Origin of the sequence: Janibacter limosus NBRC 16128 (genome assembly GCF_001570985.1) — a bacterium.
Classification (GTDB): domain Bacteria; phylum Actinomycetota; class Actinomycetes; order Actinomycetales; family Dermatophilaceae; genus Janibacter; species Janibacter limosus.
In genome coordinates this window covers 36,808-54,493 of record NZ_BCSS01000023.1, presented here as the reverse complement: position 1 = coordinate 54,493, position 17,686 = coordinate 36,808, and the positions used below count along the sequence as shown (strand labels likewise).

At 69.8% G+C, this 17,686-nt stretch carries 19 protein-coding genes; 17 read left to right on the top strand and 2 right to left on the bottom strand.

Annotated features, from left to right (window positions below):
• The 9 genes from JLI01S_RS17135 to JLI01S_RS10090 form a co-directional block, all read left to right on the top strand.
• A partial coding sequence (locus tag JLI01S_RS17135) for a glycosyltransferase family protein (RefSeq protein WP_169797314.1) occupies window positions 1-1,278 on the top strand: 1,278 nt, incomplete at its 5' end.
• 169 nt (window positions 1,279-1,447) lie between these two features.
• Complete coding sequence (gene rpsF / locus JLI01S_RS10125) at window positions 1,448-1,735, top strand: 30S ribosomal protein S6 (RefSeq protein ID WP_068264068.1); 288 nt, start codon at window positions 1,448-1,450, stop codon at window positions 1,733-1,735.
• A gap of 78 nt (window positions 1,736-1,813) precedes the next feature.
• Complete coding sequence (locus JLI01S_RS10120; protein WP_068264066.1) at window positions 1,814-2,440, top strand: single-stranded DNA-binding protein; 627 nt, start codon at window positions 1,814-1,816, stop codon at window positions 2,438-2,440.
• 95 nt (window positions 2,441-2,535) lie between these two features.
• Entirely contained in the window at window positions 2,536-2,772 is a 237-nt protein-coding gene (gene rpsR / locus JLI01S_RS10115; protein WP_007925814.1) for a 30S ribosomal protein S18, read from the top strand.
• Window positions 2,773-2,801: 29 nt separating this feature from the next.
• A complete protein-coding gene (rplI, locus tag JLI01S_RS10110) occupies window positions 2,802-3,248 on the top strand; it encodes a 50S ribosomal protein L9 (protein ID WP_068264064.1) in 447 nt (148 codons plus the stop codon).
• A 170-nt stretch (window positions 3,249-3,418) separates the two neighbouring features.
• Window positions 3,419-3,991 carry a hypothetical protein gene (locus JLI01S_RS10105; RefSeq protein WP_068264062.1) on the top strand — a complete coding sequence of 191 codons (573 nt, stop codon included), beginning with the start codon at window positions 3,419-3,421 and terminating at the stop codon, window positions 3,989-3,991.
• Window positions 3,988-4,584, top strand: coding sequence for an OmpA family protein (locus JLI01S_RS10100; RefSeq protein ID WP_068264059.1), 597 nt, complete (start codon window positions 3,988-3,990; stop codon window positions 4,582-4,584). Before JLI01S_RS10105 ends, JLI01S_RS10100 begins: the two co-directional genes overlap by 4 nt.
• Before the next feature lie 93 nt (window positions 4,585-4,677).
• The gene (locus tag JLI01S_RS10095) at window positions 4,678-6,282 is read left to right on the top strand and encodes a DUF3352 domain-containing protein (protein WP_068264058.1); all 1,605 of its coding nucleotides are present in this window, start codon (window positions 4,678-4,680) and stop codon (window positions 6,280-6,282) included.
• 121 nt (window positions 6,283-6,403) lie between these two features.
• Window positions 6,404-7,021, top strand: a complete 618-nt coding sequence (locus tag JLI01S_RS10090; RefSeq protein WP_068264056.1) for a suppressor of fused domain protein — start codon at window positions 6,404-6,406, stop codon at window positions 7,019-7,021.
• Between the two features lie 49 nt (window positions 7,022-7,070).
• On the opposite strand, the gene JLI01S_RS10085 is transcribed toward JLI01S_RS10090, so the two are convergent.
• On the bottom strand, window positions 7,071-8,435 hold the full coding sequence (locus JLI01S_RS10085) for an MATE family efflux transporter (RefSeq protein WP_068264054.1): 1,365 nt from the start codon (window positions 8,433-8,435) through the stop codon (window positions 7,071-7,073).
• A 107-nt stretch (window positions 8,436-8,542) separates the two neighbouring features.
• On the opposite strand from JLI01S_RS10085, the gene JLI01S_RS10080 reads away from it, so the two are divergent.
• The 7 genes from JLI01S_RS10080 (at window position 8,543) to JLI01S_RS10050 (ending at window position 15,775) form a co-directional block, all read left to right on the top strand.
• The gene (locus JLI01S_RS10080; protein ID WP_245634582.1) at window positions 8,543-10,621 is read left to right on the top strand and encodes a galactose-binding domain-containing protein; all 2,079 of its coding nucleotides are present in this window, start codon (window positions 8,543-8,545) and stop codon (window positions 10,619-10,621) included.
• A 108-nt stretch (window positions 10,622-10,729) separates the two neighbouring features.
• Window positions 10,730-11,722 (top strand): AAA family ATPase, encoded by a 993-nt coding sequence (locus JLI01S_RS10075; protein WP_068264052.1) that lies wholly within the window; start codon window positions 10,730-10,732, stop codon window positions 11,720-11,722.
• Between the two features lie 8 nt (window positions 11,723-11,730).
• Entirely contained in the window at window positions 11,731-12,612 is an 882-nt protein-coding gene (locus tag JLI01S_RS10070; RefSeq protein ID WP_068264049.1) for a DUF58 domain-containing protein, read from the top strand.
• Window positions 12,602-13,075 carry a hypothetical protein gene (locus JLI01S_RS10065; RefSeq protein ID WP_068264047.1) on the top strand — a complete coding sequence of 158 codons (474 nt, stop codon included), beginning with the start codon at window positions 12,602-12,604 and terminating at the stop codon, window positions 13,073-13,075. The genes JLI01S_RS10070 and JLI01S_RS10065 overlap by 11 nt, the downstream gene beginning before the upstream one ends.
• On the top strand, window positions 13,075-14,058 hold the full coding sequence (locus JLI01S_RS10060) for a VWA domain-containing protein (protein WP_157074904.1): 984 nt from the start codon (window positions 13,075-13,077) through the stop codon (window positions 14,056-14,058). Before JLI01S_RS10065 ends, JLI01S_RS10060 begins: the two co-directional genes overlap by 1 nt.
• On the top strand, window positions 14,055-15,026 hold the full coding sequence (locus tag JLI01S_RS10055; protein WP_068264043.1) for a vWA domain-containing protein: 972 nt from the start codon (window positions 14,055-14,057) through the stop codon (window positions 15,024-15,026). The genes JLI01S_RS10060 and JLI01S_RS10055 overlap by 4 nt, the downstream gene beginning before the upstream one ends.
• Complete coding sequence (locus tag JLI01S_RS10050; RefSeq protein WP_068264041.1) at window positions 15,023-15,775, top strand: hypothetical protein; 753 nt, start codon at window positions 15,023-15,025, stop codon at window positions 15,773-15,775. Before JLI01S_RS10055 ends, JLI01S_RS10050 begins: the two co-directional genes overlap by 4 nt.
• Before the next feature lie 9 nt (window positions 15,776-15,784).
• Here the strand turns inward: JLI01S_RS10050 and JLI01S_RS10045 are convergent, their stop codons facing one another.
• Window positions 15,785-16,525 (bottom strand): GntR family transcriptional regulator, encoded by a 741-nt coding sequence (locus tag JLI01S_RS10045; protein ID WP_068264039.1) that lies wholly within the window; start codon window positions 16,523-16,525, stop codon window positions 15,785-15,787.
• A 137-nt stretch (window positions 16,526-16,662) separates the two neighbouring features.
• Between JLI01S_RS10045 and JLI01S_RS10040 the strand changes: the two genes are divergently transcribed.
• Complete coding sequence (locus tag JLI01S_RS10040) at window positions 16,663-17,685, top strand: Gfo/Idh/MocA family protein (RefSeq protein WP_068264037.1); 1,023 nt, start codon at window positions 16,663-16,665, stop codon at window positions 17,683-17,685.
• Window position 17,686: the final 1 nt, after the last annotated feature.

The following is a 17,686-nucleotide window of genomic DNA, read 5'->3' as shown; positions in this document are numbered from 1 at the left end:
AACGCGGTGATCGGCGGGCCGCTCGGTCGTCGGGCGGCTCCCCGGGAGCGGTCGCTCGCCCGGCTGCTGCCCTTCGTCGTCCTGATGGTGCTGGCACCCATGGGCGCGGCGGTGCTGCGGCAGGGCCATTGCATGGGCAACGGCTGGAACGGCGACGACCAGTTCTGGCGTGGCTGCTTCTCCGACCTGCCGGCGCAGTACCAGCTCGCCGGTCTCGAGCGCGGCCTGCCCGCGTGGCTGGCCGGTGACATCCGCCTGGACCAGATGCCCCTGCTCTCCGGGGTCATGACGGCGCTCGGCGGGCTCGTGCCGGACTCGGACTGGTTGGACTCCTCCCGCTGGTTCGTCATCATCTGGACCGTGCTGATCGCCGCCTGCCTCGCGGTGGCCGTCTGGTGCGTCGGGATGAGCCGTCCGCAGCGGATCGACCTGGCCACCCAGCTCGCGTTGTCGCCGATCCATGTCGTGGCTGCCCTCCTCTCGCCCGACCTGCTGGTCGTGACGCTCGTCCTGGCGGCGATGCTCGCGCAGACGCGGCGTCGGCCGACCCTGGCAGGGGTGCTCCTCGGTCTCGCCCTCCTCGGGCACGCCTGGGTGGGCCTGGTCACCATCGCTCTCCTCATCGCTGCGCGGCGACTCGATCGGGTGCCCGAGGCGACGCGGACGGTCGTGGTCGCCCTGGTCACGGCCGTGGGCATCGCCGCGCTCCTGGCCCTGGCCTCGCCGCAGATCGTGACGGCGCCGCTCACGGCGTGGTGGTCGCAGCAGCCGGGCTACGGCTCGGTCCTGCTCATTCCCGAGCTGGCGGGACACCCTCTCCCGGGTCGGGTCGCCCCGGTCTTCGCCCTGGTGGGTTGGGCGGGAGCGGTCTGGGCTGCGGTCCTCATGACCCGGAGGGCGTGGCGACCGGCGACGTGGGCCCAGGTCGCCGCCTTCTGCGTGCCGATCCTGGCGCTCACCGGCGCCTCGGTCCCCGTGCAGGCGGCGCTGTGGGTCCTGCCGCTGGCGATCCTCGCCGGCGTCTCCTGGCGGACACACCTGGGTTTCGTCGCGGTCGAGGCGGTGCACGCGAGTGCCCTGTGGCTGCACATCGGCGCCGCATCCGACCCGGACAAGGGGCTGCCGCCGGCCTGGTACGCGGTCGTCGTGCTCGGACGGGCCATCGCGTGGTGCTTCCTGCTGTGGAGCGTCTGGTACACGCCGGTGGACAACCCGGTGCCGGATCCACAACCCCTCCCGACCCCCGATCCTCGTCCACAGGAGCCGGTCGCCCTCTGATCGTCGGGCCGCCCCGGTGCACGCTTTGGTGCGAAGGGAGTGCAGCCGATAGCCTTGGGCGTTCCCGGTAGCGCGTCGTCGTCCGATGATGTGCCCGAGGACAGATGCACAAACCCTCCTGTCACGGAGAGACCGTGACCGTCTAGACCGAAGGAGGCGGGTTATCAGCATGCGTCAGTACGAACTCATGGTCATCTTCGACCCCGAGACCGACGAGCGGGCCGTCCAGCCGCTGCTCGACAAGTTCCTCACCGTCGTCACCACTGACGGTGGCACCGTGGACAAGATCGACCACTGGGGTCGTCGTCGTCTCGCGTACGAGATCAACAAGAAGGCTGAGGGCCTCTACGCCGTCGCCAACCTGACCTGTACGCCGGACACGAGCAAGGAGCTCGACCGTCAGATGGGTCTCTCCGAGCAGGTCCTGCGGACCAAGCTCATGCGCATCGAGGCCTGAGACTCAATCCTCGACTCCGGTCTGTCGGTGCCCACCGGCAGACTCACCTGAGACGATCCCCGATCGAGAAGGAAACCCATGGCTGGCGAGACCCCCATCACCGTTATCGGCAACCTCACGGCTGACCCGGAGCTCCGGTTCACCCCGAGTGGCGCCGCAGTGGCCAACTTCACCGTGGCCTCCACCCCCCGCACGTTCGATCGTCAGACGAACGAGTGGAAGGACGCGGAGACGCTCTTCATGCGCTGCTCCGTGTGGCGCGAGGCGGCCGAAAACGTGGCGGAGTCCCTCACCCGTGGTACCCGCGTCGTCGTGACCGGCCGCCTCATCTCCCGCTCGTGGGAGGACAAGGAGACCGGTCAGAAGCGCTCCGTCATGGAGATGCAGGTCGACGAGGTCGGCCCGTCGTTGCGTTACGCCACCGCCAAGGTGACCAAGACGCAGCGCGGCGGTGCCGGCGGCCAGGGTGCCGGCGGCGGCTCCTGGGGTGGCGGCGGTGGCCAGCAGGGTGGTTCGGGTGGCGGCTTCGGCGGCCAGCAGGACGACCCGTGGGCGACCGGCGGCGCCAAGGGTGGCCAGCCTGCTCCGCAGGGTGGCGGCTTCGGCGGCGCTCCGGCGGCTCCCGCTCCGGGTGGCGCCCCGCAGGGTGGCCAGGGCGGCGGTGGCTGGGGCAACGCTCCCAGCTACGACGAGCCCCCCTTCTGATCGATCTCTCTCGCCCGGCTCGTCCCGGGCACTGACAACATCCCCATCCCGAGGATCAACCTCGGGCTCTCGTGAACACGAAGGAGAGCACCACGATGGCCAAGCCCGTAGTGCGTAAGCCCAAGAAGAAGGCCAACCCGCTCAAGGCGGCGAAGGTCGAGAACATCGACTACAAGGACGCGAACCTGCTGCGCAAGTTCATCTCCGACCGGGGGAAGATCCGTGCGCGTCGCGTCACCGGTGTCTCCGTCCAGGAGCAGCGCCGCATCGCGACCGCCGTCAAGAACGCCCGGGAGATGGCCCTGCTGCCCTACTCCTCGTCCAACCGCTGATCAGCGGCCGCGAAGAAACAGGAGCAGACATGAAGGTCATCCTCACCCACGAGGTCACCGGCCTCGGGACCGCCGGCGACATCGTCGACGTCAAGCCGGGCTATGCCCGCAACTTCCTCTTCCGCCGCGGTCTGGCGGAGCAGTGGACCAAGGGTGCGCAGAAGCAGGTCGAGGCGCTCGCCGCCGGCCGTGCCGCGCGCGCCGGCAAGTCGCTGGAGGAGGCCACCTCCATCAAGGGCAACCTTGAGGCCAACAGCGTCACCGTCAGCGCCCACGCGGGTGCATCCGGTCGCCTCTTCGGCGCCGTGACGAGCCGTGAGGTCGCCGAGGCCGTCAAGGCCAACGGTGGCCCGGAGATCGACCGTCGAACGATCGAGATCCCGACCCCGATCAAGGCTGTCGGCCCGGCGGAGGCGCTCGTGCGCCTGCACCCCGAGGTCCAGGCCACGGTCAAGCTCGACGTCGTCGCCGGCTGAGCCGAGACGACTCCCTGACGCAGGGGGGCGCCCACCGACGAGGTGGGTGCCCCCCTTCGTCGTCCCCGGGGGCGATGGGGTGACGGCCAACGGGGAGCGCTCCCCATGCCCAGTGGGCGTGCGACCCGCTTATCGTGGGTGACGCAGGTTCACTGACAAGGGGAGAAACGATGCGTGCACGTGTCATCGCGCTCGGGGCGGCCACCGCTCTCGCGCTCACCGGTTGTTCGATGCTCGGAGGTGACGACGCAGGCTCCGATGGCTCGTCGTCCTCCGCCTCGCAGAGCTCGGGTGTCGTCAACGGCGACGCCAACGCCAACGGCGCCAAGTCCGCCGGCATCGACCTGAAGAACCCGCCCAAGCCGATCGCCGAGCAGACCATCACGGTCAACAAGGACTCGGTCGACGAGACCACGATCGAGCTGCTCGAGCTGCGCCGCGCCGACAACGTCATGCTCGCGACCTTCCGCCTGACCGGCGAAGGCCGTGGGACGGAGTCGAAGTCCGCCTTCCGGCTGCTCGGCACGAGCAGCTTCGAGCCCACCTTCATCGACATGAAGAACCTCGAGAAGTACAAGCACGTCGACGACCTCACGAGCAACACCGTGAAGGCCGAGGCGCCCCTCGGGCAGCCGGTCTTCATGTTCACCGCCTTCCCGCTCCCACGGGACGGCGTCACCGAGATGGATCTGCGGGTGACCTCGGACGCCCCGGCCATCGAAGACATCCCGATGCCGCAATGAGCAATGGGTCCCGGCGGCGCGCGCTCGTCGCCACGGCGCTCGCCGCTCCCCTCGTCATCATCGGAGCGGTCGGTGCCTCGGCCACCATCGCCGACGACGAGCCGCTCACGGTGGACACCCTGCCGACCCTCACCGACAACGAGGTCGACGGCTACCGGTCCGCGATCGAGGTTCCCGAGATCGAGCCGATCGAGGTTCCGGACATCACCCCCTTCGTCCCCGACGTCACGACCTCGGGCAGCACGACCATCGTCAGCCTCGACACCGACGTGCTCTTCGACTTCGGCCAGGCCGATCTCGGGGACTCGGCGAGCGACGCGATCGTCAAGGCGATCACGGACGTACCGGACGACGCGAAGGTCTCGGTCGTCGGGCACACCGACTCCGTCGGTTCCGACGCGGCCAACCGCACGCTCTCGAAGCAGCGCGCGCGAGCCGTGGCGGACGTCATCGAGGACGAGCGGGACGACCTCTCGCTGAGCGTCAGCGGCAAGGGCGAGAGCGACCCGGTCGAGCCCAACGACAAGGGTGGCAAGGACAACCCCGAGGGCCGGGAGAAGAACCGGCGCGTGGAGATCCGCTACAAGGGTTGAGCACCGAGATGGGTAGTCCTCCCCATGGTCGTGGTCGGTGGCCGAATCGTAAGATTTTGGTAAGCCACCACCACGACCATCGGGGAGACCACCATGACCATGCCGCCCTACGGCCAGCAACCGCCCACCCCCGGCTACGGCCAGCCGCAGCCCCCGCAGGGTTACGGTCAGCCACAGCCGCCGCAGGGCTACGGTCAGGCACCCTTCCAGGGGCAGCAGCAGCCCGCGCAGTGGGGCCACCAGCCCACGCCGCAGGCCCCGCGATCCAACAAGGCGCTCAAGTGGGGCGCCTTCGGAGCGGCCGGCGTGCTCTCGCTGGGTCTCCTCGGCGGCGGCGCCGTGTTTGCCTACAGCAAGATCAACGGCGGCGGCGCGCAGCCCGAAGCGGCGCTGCCCGGCAACTCGATCGCCTTCGCCAAGATCGATCTCGACCCCTCCGCGGACCAGAAGCTCGATGGCTTCAGGTTCATCCGCAAGTTCCCCGGGGCGCAGGACGCCGTCAACGGCATCGACGAAAACGGTGACCTGCGCAAGGAGATCTTCGAGTCGCTCCAGGACGATGGCGAGTTCCAGGGCGTCGACTATGCCCAGGATGTCGAGCCGTGGCTGGGCCAGCGCATCGGCATGGCTGTCGTGCCCAGCGGGGATGGTGGCGACCCGGGGGTGGTCATGGCCCTGGCCAGCACCGACGAGGACGCCGCCACGCAGGGTCTGGCCAAGATGACGGGCGACGGTGGGTACTGCTCCGTCCAGCCGGACTTCGCGATCTGCGGTGACGAGCAGTCGGTCGTCGACAAGGCGGTCAACGACACCAAGAGCGGGTCCCTCGAGGACAACGACAACTTCTCCCAGGACATGGGCGACCTCGGCGAGGACGGCATCGCGTCGGCGTGGCTCGACGGCACCCAGCTGGGCGCCTTCGACAGCATGCTGGGCTCGGGCATGACGGGCAAGACCCAGGGCCAGGGACGCTTCGCGATGGCGCTGCGCTTCGACGGACCCACGCTGGAGCTCGCGGGCGTGGCCAATGCCCTGCCGCAGGACGCCGTCCCCGGTGGGGACGGCACCGCCATCGGCGACCTGCCGACCTCCACCCTGGCGGCCTTCTCCATGACCGGCCTGGACGAGTCGCTGCGCAAGGCCTGGCCCGACATCGACAAGAGCGCCCGCGAGGCCCTCGGCGACGACTGGCAGGAGGGTCTGGACTCCTTCACCAGCGAGACCGGCCTGTCGGTCCCGGAGGACGTGGCCAAGGCCGTCGGCAGTGAGACCACCATCGCCCTGGGCCCCGACGCCAATGAGCCCAAGGTCGCCCTGGTCACCAACGGCGACCGCGGAGTGATCGACACGCTCGTCAGCACGGTGGACTCCGGTTCGTCCTACTCCTCCAGCGGTCCGCAGCTGAGCGTCAAGGATGCGGGCGACAACCGCACCGTCGTCGCGACCAACGCCGGCTATGCCGACGAGATCAGCAATGGCTCCGGCCTCGGCGACACTGATGCCTTCAAGGACGCGGTGCCGGACGCCGACAAGGCGGGCTCGGTCGCCTACGTCGACGTCAGCAAGATCGTCGAGACCTTCGGCTCCGAGATGGACGACGAGACCAAGGCCAACCTGGCGCCGCTGTCCGCGGTCGGGTTCTCGATGAGCGGCGAGGGCGACCACGCCGACTACCGGCTCCGCCTGACGACCAAGTGAGCTGCTGACAGCGCTCGACACGCTCCATCGCAGGGGGTTCGCCACGACGGCGGGCCCCCTGCGTCGTGGTCTCCGACTTCCGTCTGCCCCGGGCAGCGGGCAGTATGCAGGGGTGACTTCCATGGATCAGACCGACCCCACCCGTGGCCGGCGAGCAGAGTTCTGGCGCGGCGTCGGTACGGTCGCAGGCCTGCACGGGGCCCTCGGGGACGCCGACGAGGCAGCCTTGTGGCCTGCCGGCACCTCCACCTACGTCATGGTGACCACCCCGCACTCCGGCGTGGTCGCCACCGATGGGCTGAGCGACGCGTCCGGCCCCGGGATCGAGCTGTACATCGAGGGCCGTGAGCTGGGTGCAGGGCCGACGGGCGAAGGGCGGTGGCTCACCGCCGCACTGGAGGAGGCTGCTGGTGCGCTCGCCGGCGCGGGCGACAGCCTCGGGCAGGCTCTCACCGACCACGGTGTCCTCTCGCTCGAGCTCTCCGGTGAGCACGCGCCCGCCGACTGGCTGGCTGATGGCTGCCTCGGCGCACTCGTCGGCGTCGAGCTCCCCGGACGTGCGGGTGAGATCGACATCGACGGTGGCCGGGTGCGCGTGCTGACCCTGGTCCCCCTTCGTCCGTCGGAGCTGGCGGTCGTGCGCTCCGAGGGAGCCGCGGGTCGCCAGCGGATCGCCGAGGCGCTCGCCGGGCAGGGCTGGTACTCCTACGCCGACAGCACCCGCCCCGCCGTCGCCTGATCTCTCTCCTCCAGCTCGGCCGCGGCACGCCGCTCCGGGCTGGTCTGGTTCAGCTCCGCCGGGGGCGTTGGGCGCCGGTCACAGCCCACGCGTCTCCACGGATGCGCCAGGCCATGAAGAAACCGCGCACCGCCATGAAGACAGTGAAGGCGATCCACAGCGTGACGACGGCCACCTCGGGACCGTGGCCGTCGCCGATGGCGCGGGCCAGGAGCACGACGGGCAGGTAGGCGAGCAGGACCAGGGCCATCGACCCGGCCAGCCACCGGCCATCGCCGGCACCGATGAGCACACCGTCGATGACGAAGACGTACCCGGCGAGCGGCTGGCCGAGGGCCACGACGATCAGACCCGCGGCGATGGCGCTGCGCACGGCAGGATCGTCGGTGAAGAAGGCCGGCAGCACCCTGTGCAGCGCGAGGATCACGACGCCGAGGACGACCCCGCCCCACACCCCCCACCGCACCATGAGCGCCGTGGCGGCGCGGGCCCCTCGCGCGTCGCCGCTGCCCAGCTGTGCGCCGGTGAGCGCCTGCCCGGCGATGGCGAGCGCATCCAGCGCGAAGACGAGGAGCGACCAGACGGTCGTTGTCACCTGGTAGGAGGCGAGCGGGATGTCCCCGAAGGATGCTGCCGCCGCCACGGTGAGCAGGATGACCGCGCGCAGCGCCAGGGTGCGCACGAGCAGCGGCAGCCCGTCGAGGGCGGCCCCGACGACGCGGCCCACGTGCGGGCGCAGGGAGGCGCCCACCGCGCGTCCTCCGCGCAGGACGACGGCCAGCAGCGCGAGCGCCATGCCCCACTGCGCGATGACCGTGCCCCACGCGGCACCGGCGATGCCCTGGTCGAGCCCGAGGACGAGGAGGACGGACAGCACGGCATTGGCGCCGAAGCCGACGGTGGCGACGACCAGCGGTGTCCGGGTGTCCTGCAGACCGCGCAGGATGCCGGTCGCCGAGAGCACGAGGAGCATCGCCGGCAGCCCCAGGGCGCTGACCCGCAGGTAGATGACGGCCTGGTCGAGCGCGGCGGGGGAGGAGCTGAAGCCTGCGGCGAGCGGACGGGCACCGACCCCGACGGCGAGTGCGGCGAGCAGCCCGAGGCCGCCGGCCAGCCACACCCCGCCGATCCCGAGCTCGAGGGCCCCGCGTCGTGATCCGGCGCCGTACTGGCGCGCGACGACGCTCGTCGTGCCGTAGGCGAGGAAGACGAAGACCCCTGCCGCAGTGAGGAGGACGGAGCTCGCTGCGCCGAGCCCGGCGAGCGGCACGACTCCGAGACGACCGACGACGGCCGCGTCGACCATGAGGAAGAGCGGCTCGGCGACGAGGGCGAGGAAGGCGGGGACGGCCAGCCCGAGGATCTCGCGCGGGCCGGCCTGGATCGTCACGGGTGACGGGTCGGGCGCGGGCATGCCCTGAACCCTACGGAGCCGACAAGTTACCCAACGGTATACAAATGAGTTACTCGTCGGTAGCCTCAGGTCACGTCTCCTCCCGCCACTGACCCAGGAGCCCCGCCGTGTTCCCTGCCCGCCGCCGACAGCGCCGTCGGTCCCTCCCCTTCGTCCTGCTCGTGCTGGCCGTCATCCTCGGGATGACCGCGACGGGCGCCAGCGCCGGCTCCACGCCCTGGTACGAGCAGAGTGACCCGCAGCCCAAGGACTCCGAGCTCAACATCACCGGGGCACCGCTCACCGGGACGACGCCGCAGGGGGAGGTCCGCGGGCTCATCGACGCGCACACGCACCTGATGTCCAACGAGGGCTTCGGCGGTGACATCGTCTGCGGCAAGACCTTCAGCGAGCTGGGCATCGAGGACGCCCTCACCGACTGCCACAGCCACGGCACCGACGGACGCACCGCGCTCATCGAGAACCTCACGCACAGCGAGGGCAAGGGGCCGCTCGACCCGCACTCCACGGAGCTCTACCCCTCCTTCGCCGACGGGCCGAAGTGGTCCTCGATGACCCACCAGCAGATGTACTACCGCTGGATCGAGCGGGCCTGGCGCGGTGGCCAGCGGATCATGGTCGCGGACACGGTCAACAACAGCGTCCTGTGCTCCCTGCCGACGCAGATCAACACCAGCTCGTGCAATGACATGGACGTCGTGCGGCGGCAGGTGCAGAAGACCAAGGAGCTGGAGGCCTTCATCGACGCCCGGCACGGCGGCCCGGGCAAGGGCTGGTTCCGCATCGCCTACTCGCCGCAGGAGGCCCGCCGCTACATCGAGCAGGGCAAGATGGCCGTCATCCTCGGCATGGAGGTATCCGCTCCCTTCGGCTGTGGCATGACCCTCGGGATCGCGCACTGCACCAAGCAGCAGATCGACGCGGGCCTCGACGAGGTCAAGGAGCTGGGCATTCGCTCGATGTACCTGTGCCACAAGTTCGACAACGCGCTCTGCGGGGTCCGCTTCGACGCCGAGACGCAGGGGATCATCGTCAACGTCGGCAACTTCCTGTCCACCGGGCAGTTCTGGCAGGTGGAGCAGTGCAAGACCGAGCTGCACGACAACACGGTCCTCGGCGGGGTCATCCCGCCCAAGGTCGCCGACCTCGTGCCCGGGCAGGTGCTGCCGATCTATCCGGAGGGGCCGCACTGCAACAAGCGCGGACTGACCTCGCTCGGCGAGTACGCCCTGCGCGGGATGATGGATCGAGACCTGATGGTCGAGATCGACCACCAGGGCGTCAAGGCGGCCAAGCGCACGATGGAGATCCTCGAGTCCGAGGGCTACCCGGGCGTGATCTCCAGCCACTCGTGGATGGACAAGCACTTCACCGAGCGGGTCTACCGACTCGGGGGCTTCATCACCCAGTACGGCCACGACTCGCGCAGCTTCGTCAAGGAGGGCGCGGCCGAGCGGCCGATCCGGCAGAAGTACGACGTCGGCTACGGCTTCGGCATGGACATGAACGGCTTCGGTGGGACCCCTCCGCCGCGTGAGGACGCCGCAACCTCGCCGCTGCGCTACCCCTTCGCCCCGGTCACGGGCAAGGGCAGCGTCGACCGCCAGGTCACCGGCAAGCGCGTCTGGGACTACAACAGCGACGGCGTCGCCCACTACGGGATGATCCCGGACTGGGTGCAGGACATGCGCACGGTCGGCGGCACGCAGGGTGAGCAGGTCGTCTCGGACCTGCTGCGTGGGCCGGAGTCCTACCTGCGCACCTGGGCCTCCACGACCGGCTGGCAGGAGGGCGCCGACCTGACGAAGGGAGGCGTCGCCACCGCGAGCTCGACGGAGTTCACCCTCCTGGGCTCGCTCCGGGCCGGCAATGCGATCGACGACCGGTCCTCGACCCGATGGGCGAGCGCCTGGGGTGACAACGCCTGGTGGCGGGTCGACCTCGGCACCCCGCGACTCGTGCGTCGCGTCACCCTCGACTGGGAGGCGGCCCACGCCCGGGACTACCGGCTGCAGACCAGCCTCGACGGGTCACGCTGGACGACCGCCAAGACGGTGACCGGCAGCGACGGCGGACTGGACTCCATCACGCTCCCGGCCACCTCCACGAGGTACGTGCGGGTCGTGACGGACCAGCGGGCGACCCGGTACGGCGTCTCGCTGCACGAGGTGCGGATCACCAGCTGAGTCGCGACGGCAGCGGAGGGTGGCGCCGGGGAGTCCTCCCCAGTGCCACCCTCCGCTCGACTACGTAGAGTGGCCGCGTCATCGACCACAGCAGCGAAGGGGAGCGACGTGCCGCCCACGAGCAGGATCAGCAAGGACCAGCTGGAGCGGGCCCGTAGCCTCGTCGCCTCGGTCGACAAGGGCTTCGAGGCGAAGGTCGTCGGCCAGAAGAGGCTGCGCGAGACCCTCCTGATCGGTCTGATGACCAGCGGGCACGTCCTGCTGGAGTCCGTGCCCGGTCTGGCCAAGACGACGGCGGCGCACGCGCTCGCGACCGCGATCGGTGGTTCCTTCAAGCGGATCCAGTGCACGCCCGACCTGTTGCCCAGCGACATCGTCGGCACCCAGGTCTACGACGCCAGCCAGGGCAAGTTCGTCACCCAGCTGGGGCCGGTGCACGCCAACTTCGTGCTGCTGGACGAGATCAACCGCAGCTCGGCCAAGACGCAGTCGGCGATGCTCGAGGCGATGCAGGAGCGGCAGACCTCCATCGGCGGCCAGGTCTTCAAGGTCCCCGAGCCCTTCCTCGTGCTGGCGACGCAGAACCCCATCGAGCAGGAGGGCACCTATGTCCTGCCCGAAGCGCAGCTCGACCGCTTCATGCTCAAGGACCTGCTCGACTACCCGAGCCCCGCAGAGGAGGCCGAGGTCGTGCGCCGCATCGACGCCGGCGTCTTCGACCAGCCCGACCGCGCCATGATCGACGTGGCCGACGCTCGCGAGCTGCAGCGACTGGCCGCCTCGGTCTACCTGGACAAGGCGATCCTCGACTACATCACCTTCATCGTGGCCGCGACCCGGACACCGGGCAAGGTCATGCCCCCGGAGCTGGCTCGCTATGTCGAGATCGGTGCGAGCCCCCGTGCGTCCATCGCTTTCGCCAAGGCCTCCCGGGCTGCCGCTCTGCTCCAGGGACGCGACCACGTGATCCCTGAGGACGTGCGCCACCTGGCCCACCGCGTGCTGCGCCACCGCGTGCTGCTCACCTACGAGGCCACCGCGGACGATGTGCGTGTCGAGACGATCATCGACGCCATCGTGCGCGCCGTGCGTACTCCGTAGAGGACGTCATGACCCGCCTCGTGCACAAGGTCAAGGGCAAGCTGTCGATCCACGTCCGACGTCGCTCGGTCGCGCTGCTCGACGGTGGCTACGCCTCTGTCCACAAGGGCCGTTCGATGGACTTCGACGACCTGCGCGAGTACGCCGTCGGTGACGACATCCGTGACATCGACTGGCGTGCCTCCGCCCGTCACGGCTCGATGCTCATCAAGCGGTATGTCGCCGAGCGGCACTTCTCGCTCGTCGTCGTCATGCCCGCCGGTCGGGAGATGGCTGCGACCGCCGCAGGTGGCGAGCCCAAGCGGGACATCGCCGTGCTCGCGGCCGGTGTCCTGGGCTGGCTGGCCGTGCGCCACGGTGACGACGTGTCGATGATCAGCGGAGGCCCCGGTCGGATCCACGCCACCCGGGCCCGCAGCTCCGAGGGGCACCTCGAGCACCTCCTGCAGGAGGTGCTGACCCTCTCCCAGCCCGACTCCCCCCCTTCGGACCTGCCGGGACTGCTGCGGCACATCAGCCGCAATGTCACAGGACGCAAGGTCCTGCTGATCATCGCCGACGACGGCGTCGAGCCGGCGCTCGTCGAGGACACCCTGCGCACGCTGCGGCTGCGCCACGAGGTCCTGTGGGTCGATGTCGCGGACCTCAACCCGCTCGGTGTCGGCGCCGACGCGCGGGTGCGTGATGTGGCGGCCGACCACACGCTGCCCGACCTGCTGGCCACCGACCGGCGCCTGGCCGAGGAGTTCGGCCGCTCCGAGGGGACCCGGCGGGCCGATGTCGAGACCATGCTGCGTCGCACCGATGTCTCCTCCGCCCGGGCGGGCCACACCGACGAGGTCGTGCCGATGATCGTGCGCATGCTGGAGAAGAGGCGTCGTGGACGCTGACCCGATCTACCTCGCTCCTCAGGACTACTCCATCACCTGGCCGGTGCTGGGGGCCTTCATCATCTTCGGTCTGGTCATCTGGGCCGTCGCGATCTGGATGCTCACCCGCCGCCCCGAGGCGCAGGACGGTCACGGGTCGCTGCCGCCGGCCGCGCTGGCCAAGCTGCGCCGGGACGCCCTGCGCCGCATCGACCACGTCGACAAGGCGGTGCGCACCGACACGATGACGCCTCGCCGCGGGCACCACGAGCTGTCCAAGGTCGTGCGTGGTTTTGTCAGCAAGGCCAGCGGGCTCGAGGCCGACACGATGACGGCCTCCGACCTGCGTGAGCGGGGCCCCGCTCATCTGGCCGCGCTCATCGAGGAGTTCTACCCGCGACAGTTCGGCGCGCTCGAGGCCGACGCCACCAGCTTTTCCCGCTCTGCCACGGCAGCGCGCGAGGTCATCGGAGGGTGGTCGTGATGGGTCTGACCTGGTGGTGGCTCACCCTGATCGTGCTCCTCGCGGTGGCTGTCGTCGCTGGCCTCGGCTGGTGGTTCGCCGGTCGCGACAAGGTGGACACGGACGCCGTGCTCGTCGCCCACACCCGTCGTCTCACCCGGCTGCCCGCCTACCAGGCGGCCGTCGCCCGCCAGCGCGCACGACTGCTCGGCCTCGGTCTGCTCATCGCGATCGTCGTGCTTCCGCTGGCCGTCGCTGCGGGCCGACCCGGCACGACCGAGACGATCGACCCGGAGAAGAACAACCGCGACATCATGCTCTGCCTCGACGTGTCCGGGTCGATGATCCGGACCGACAAGGCCGTGCTCGAGGACTTCGCCGAGATCGTCAAGAACTTCCGTGGGGAGCGGATCGGTCTGGTCCTGTGGAACAACCAAGCCGTCACGGCCTTCCCGCTCACCGACGACTACGACCTGGTCGAGGAGCAGCTGACGGGCTACGCCGACGGCTTCTCGATCTTCGGCGGGAGCCAGTACAACCCGACGGACGGCACCTTCAACGAGCGCATCTACGCGAGCTCGTTGTCCGGTGACGGGCTGGCCAGCTGTGTCTACAACTTCGACCACCTCGACCAGGAGCGTCCACGGGCGATCATCCTGGGTACCGACAACGAGGTCCATGGCCAGGGCGTCTACACCATCGACGAGGCGGCCGCACTCGCCAAGGAGCGCAAGGTGCGCGTCTACGGACTCAACCCCATGCCCTTCGGCTCCAACCACACCGAGCTGTCCGCGGCCACCGAGGAGACCGGTGGGCGCACGTGGGGGCTCGATCAGCCCGGCGCGACCGACGAGGTGACCAGCAACATCGACAAGCTCGAAGCCGCCCGACTGCCTGATGTGGCACCGGTCCACGTGCGCACCGACCTCCCGGCGGTGTGGCTGAGCCTGGGGCTGCTGGGCCTCCTCGGGCTCTACCCCCTCCTGTGGTGGTGGCGCCGATGAGCTGGCACCCCGTCATCCCCTGGCCGCTGGTCATCGTCGCCGGCCTCCTGCTCGTCGGCTTCACCGGCTGGCGACTGATCGCCGACTCCCACCATCGGGTGCGCTGGGGCCTGCGCCTCGCGACCTGTCTGGTCATGGTCGCCGCGCTCTTCGGTCCGGCCGTCAACGGCGCGATCGCCAAGCAGGCGGCCTCCGATGTCAACGTCTTCTTCGTCGTCGACACGACGACCTCGGCGATGGCGCGCGACTACGGCCAGGAGCGCACCCGCCTGGACGGCTACCGCGAGGACATCGCCAAGATCCAGGCGGAGATGCCCGGGGCGCGCTTGTCGATCATCACCTTCGACTTCAGCGCGCGGGTGGTCATGCCACTCACGACGGACGCCCAGGCGCTGAAGACCGCGACGGAGAACCTGCAGGCCGAGGACAGCCAGTACTCCGGCGGCTCATCGGTGACCGTGGCGCAGGACCGTCTCAAGCAGACCCTCGAGGGCACCAAGGAGCGCCATCCCGAGCGCTCCAACATCGTCTTCTACCTCGGCGACGGTGAGCAGACCTCCGCCGACGAGCCCGCCCCCTTCGACCTGGGTGACCTCATCGACGGTGGCGCGGTCCTCGGCTACGGCACCGAGCAGGGCGGGCAGATGGCGACGACCAACGCCGACGGCACCACCGGTGACGATGTGACGGATGCCTCCGGCAATCCCGGCGTGAGCACGATCGACGAAAAGCGCCTGGAGGAGATCGCCGGCCAGCTCGACGTGCCGTACACGCACCGCACCGGCGGTGACATCGCGCCCGCGCTGGAGGACGCCGACCCGGGTACCACCATCGAGGGTGCAGGGGCGTCGATCGAGACCTACACCTCGCTCGTGTGGGTCCTGGCCGTGCTGATGTCGGCGCTGCTGCTCGTCGACCTCTTCGTCGTCACCCGTGAGATCGGCCGACTGCGAAGGGTGGAGCCGTGAACCCCGTCAAGCCTCCCCTGGAGCCCCGCCTGCGGCGTCGCCGCCGACTCATCTGGGCCACCGTGCTGCCGGCGATCATCCTGCTGGTGCTGGCAGCGCGCTTCCTGACGCTGCCGGTCAACATGGGCTCCGCCCAAGAGGCCCACGGGAGCGACGATGGTCAGGGCATGGTGAGCGCGGCCGACAAGCTGCACATCCTCAACATCGTCGAGCGGTGGCGTGCTCCCTTCGTCGAAGGCACTGGCAAGTCGATCTCCGGGGACCTCGACGGCGGCCGGACCGACCTCGAGACGGCGCTCTCGGGCACGAGCAACCCACAGGACGACTGCACGGTGCGCACCAACCTCGTCATCACGATCTCCCAGCAGTCGGACAAGGCCAAGGCGGACGGCGACGAGACCCGCGAGAAGGCGCTGGCCGAGGAAGCGCTGAAGCTCATCGAGGAGGGCCCCGAGGGCTGCCTCGACGGCTCGGACGACGGCAACGGCGGCGAGGCCGGCCGCAAGCAGCAGGAGCAGAAGGACAAGCTCGAGGAGCAGACCGGCAAGGGTGGCTCCGAGGAGCCCAAGGACCCGGACCAGGACGAGGACGACAAGAAGAAGGACGGCGACCAGGGCGAGGAGGAGAAGGACCCCAAGCAGAAGGAGCTCGAGGAGCGCAACCAGACGGGGCAGAAGGAGTCCGAGTCCAACCGCCGTGAAGAAGAGGGCAAGGACAAGGGCGGCGGCGGCGTCGACAAGCCGTGGTGACGGGTGGCGTCAGCGCTCGTCGAGCATGAGGTCGATCGTGTAGTCCTGCGCCCGGTAGGCGTGGTCGCCGAACTCGATCGCGGAGCCCGCGGCGTCGAAGGCCATGCGCGTCATCGTCAGGACCGGTTGGCCGGAGGGCAGCTCGAGGGCCCGTCGCTCCGCGGCGGTGGGCATCCGGGCGCCGATCGACTGCCGGGCGACGACCGGCTTGACCCCACGCTTGCGCAGCAGGGCATAGAGCCCTTGCTCCTGCAGTGCCTCGCGAGTGATCTCGGAGTGCACCGGCGGCAGCCAGTTGTGCATGATCGCCAGCGGCTGGTCACCGGCCGAGCGCACCCGCACGATCGAGAGCATCTCGGTGCCGGGCTCGAGATCCAGTGCGGCAGCAGCGCGCTCGTCGGTGCCCATCTCGATCTCGATGACCTCGGTGCGCGGCTCGCGCCCCTCTGCCTCGAGGTCGTCGAAGAGCGATGTCAGGCGTGCCTTGCGGTGCACCTTGCGGTTGGCGACGGTCGTGCCGAGGCCGCGCCGGCGCACGAGCAGGCCCTGGTCGACCATCTCCTGGATGGCGCGGCGGATGGTCGGGCGCGAGAGCGTGAGGCGCGCGGCGAGGGCGAGCTCGTTCTCGAAGGGGTCTCCGGGCTGCAGGCGCCCGTCGTCGATCGCGGCAGTCAGCTGCTCGGCCAGCTGGTGGTACAGCGGCACGGGAGAGGCCCGGTCGATGACCACCTCGAGCTGCAGCGCTGACATGCCGGGGAGCCTACGCGCAACACAGGCGGACAGCCATACGTCTTCATGTCAGGACAAATCCTTGACATGGGCAGGGGGCTCGACAAGAGTGTCCCGCATCACGTTGGTCCACCCCCTTGCAAAGGAGCACCCCGCTGATGCGGATCGGACTCGTCGGCCTCGGCCGGATCGGCGCCTTCCACGCCGAGACCCTCGTCGCCCTCCCCGCGGTGGAGACCCTCGTCATCACCGACGCACGTGAGGGGGTCGGTGACGAGGTCGCCGTCCGCCTGCGCGAGATGGCACCGGACACCCGGGTCGAGGTCGTTTCCCCGCAGGGCCTGCTCACCGCGGGGATCGACGGGCTCGTCATCGCCACGGCGACCAACGGGCACGCCGAGTGGATCCGCCGCGGGATCGCAGGTGGCGTCCCCACCTTCTGCGAGAAGCCGGTCGCCGGCGGCCTGGCAGAGACGATCGAGCTGGCGCGCACCGAGGCGGCGAGTGATGTCCCCGTGCACATCGGGCACCAGCGTCGCTTCGACGCCGGCTTCCGTCGGGCCCGCGAGGCGGTGGCGTCCGGCGAGCTCGGCTTCGTCCACACCATCCGCGCCAACACCCACGACCAGGCCCCGCCGCCGGCCGAGTTCATCCCGACCTCCGGCGGGATCTTCCGCGACTGCGGAGTGCACGACTTCGATGCGATCCGCTATGTCACCGGCCGCGAGGTCGCCTCGGTCTACGCCGTGGGGGCCAACAAGGGCGCTGACTTCTTCAGCGAGGCCGGCGATGTCGACACGGGCGCCGCGGTGCTGACCCTCGACGACGACACCCTCGTGCTCATGTCGACGACCCGCTACAACGGCGGCGGTCATGACGTGCGCATGGAGGTCATGGGGGAGCGCGGCACGATCACAGCCGGGCTCGACCACTCCCTCGCGATGACGAGCGCCGAGCCCGACGTCGACTTCCCCCACGGCCCGCAGAAGTGGTCCTTCATGGAGCGCTTCCTGCCCGCCTACCAGGCCGAGCTCACCGCCTTCTTCGAGGTGGCCGCCGGTCGGGCCCCGAGCCCCTGCACGATCGCCGACGCCCTCGAGGCCTTCCGCGTCGCGGAGGCCTGCGAGCTCTCCCGCGCCGAGCGCCGCCCCGTCGCCATGACCGAGATCGAAGGACTGTGAC

Excerpts from the sequence above, each read along its gene's own strand:
- rpsF (WP_068264068.1), top strand. The coding sequence starts at position 1,448 with ATGCGTCAGTACGAACTCATGGTCATCTTCGACCCCGAGACCGACGAG.
- JLI01S_RS10120 (WP_068264066.1), top strand. The coding sequence starts at position 1,814 with ATGGCTGGCGAGACCCCCATCACCGTTATCGGCAACCTCACGGCTGAC.
- rpsR (WP_007925814.1), top strand. The coding sequence starts at position 2,536 with ATGGCCAAGCCCGTAGTGCGTAAGCCCAAGAAGAAGGCCAACCCGCTC.
- rplI (WP_068264064.1), top strand. The coding sequence starts at position 2,802 with ATGAAGGTCATCCTCACCCACGAGGTCACCGGCCTCGGGACCGCCGGC.
- JLI01S_RS10105 (WP_068264062.1), top strand. The coding sequence starts at position 3,419 with ATGCGTGCACGTGTCATCGCGCTCGGGGCGGCCACCGCTCTCGCGCTC.
- JLI01S_RS10100 (WP_068264059.1), top strand. The coding sequence starts at position 3,988 with ATGAGCAATGGGTCCCGGCGGCGCGCGCTCGTCGCCACGGCGCTCGCC.
- JLI01S_RS10095 (WP_068264058.1), top strand. The coding sequence starts at position 4,678 with ATGACCATGCCGCCCTACGGCCAGCAACCGCCCACCCCCGGCTACGGC.
- JLI01S_RS10090 (WP_068264056.1), top strand. The coding sequence starts at position 6,404 with ATGGATCAGACCGACCCCACCCGTGGCCGGCGAGCAGAGTTCTGGCGC.
- JLI01S_RS10085 (WP_068264054.1), bottom strand. The coding sequence starts at position 8,435 with ATGCCCGCGCCCGACCCGTCACCCGTGACGATCCAGGCCGGCCCGCGC.
- JLI01S_RS10070 (WP_068264049.1), top strand. The coding sequence starts at position 11,731 with ATGACCCGCCTCGTGCACAAGGTCAAGGGCAAGCTGTCGATCCACGTC.
- JLI01S_RS10060 (WP_157074904.1), top strand. The coding sequence starts at position 13,075 with ATGGGTCTGACCTGGTGGTGGCTCACCCTGATCGTGCTCCTCGCGGTG.
- JLI01S_RS10055 (WP_068264043.1), top strand. The coding sequence starts at position 14,055 with ATGAGCTGGCACCCCGTCATCCCCTGGCCGCTGGTCATCGTCGCCGGC.
- JLI01S_RS10045 (WP_068264039.1), bottom strand. The coding sequence starts at position 16,525 with ATGTCAGCGCTGCAGCTCGAGGTGGTCATCGACCGGGCCTCTCCCGTG.
- JLI01S_RS10040 (WP_068264037.1), top strand. The coding sequence starts at position 16,663 with ATGCGGATCGGACTCGTCGGCCTCGGCCGGATCGGCGCCTTCCACGCC.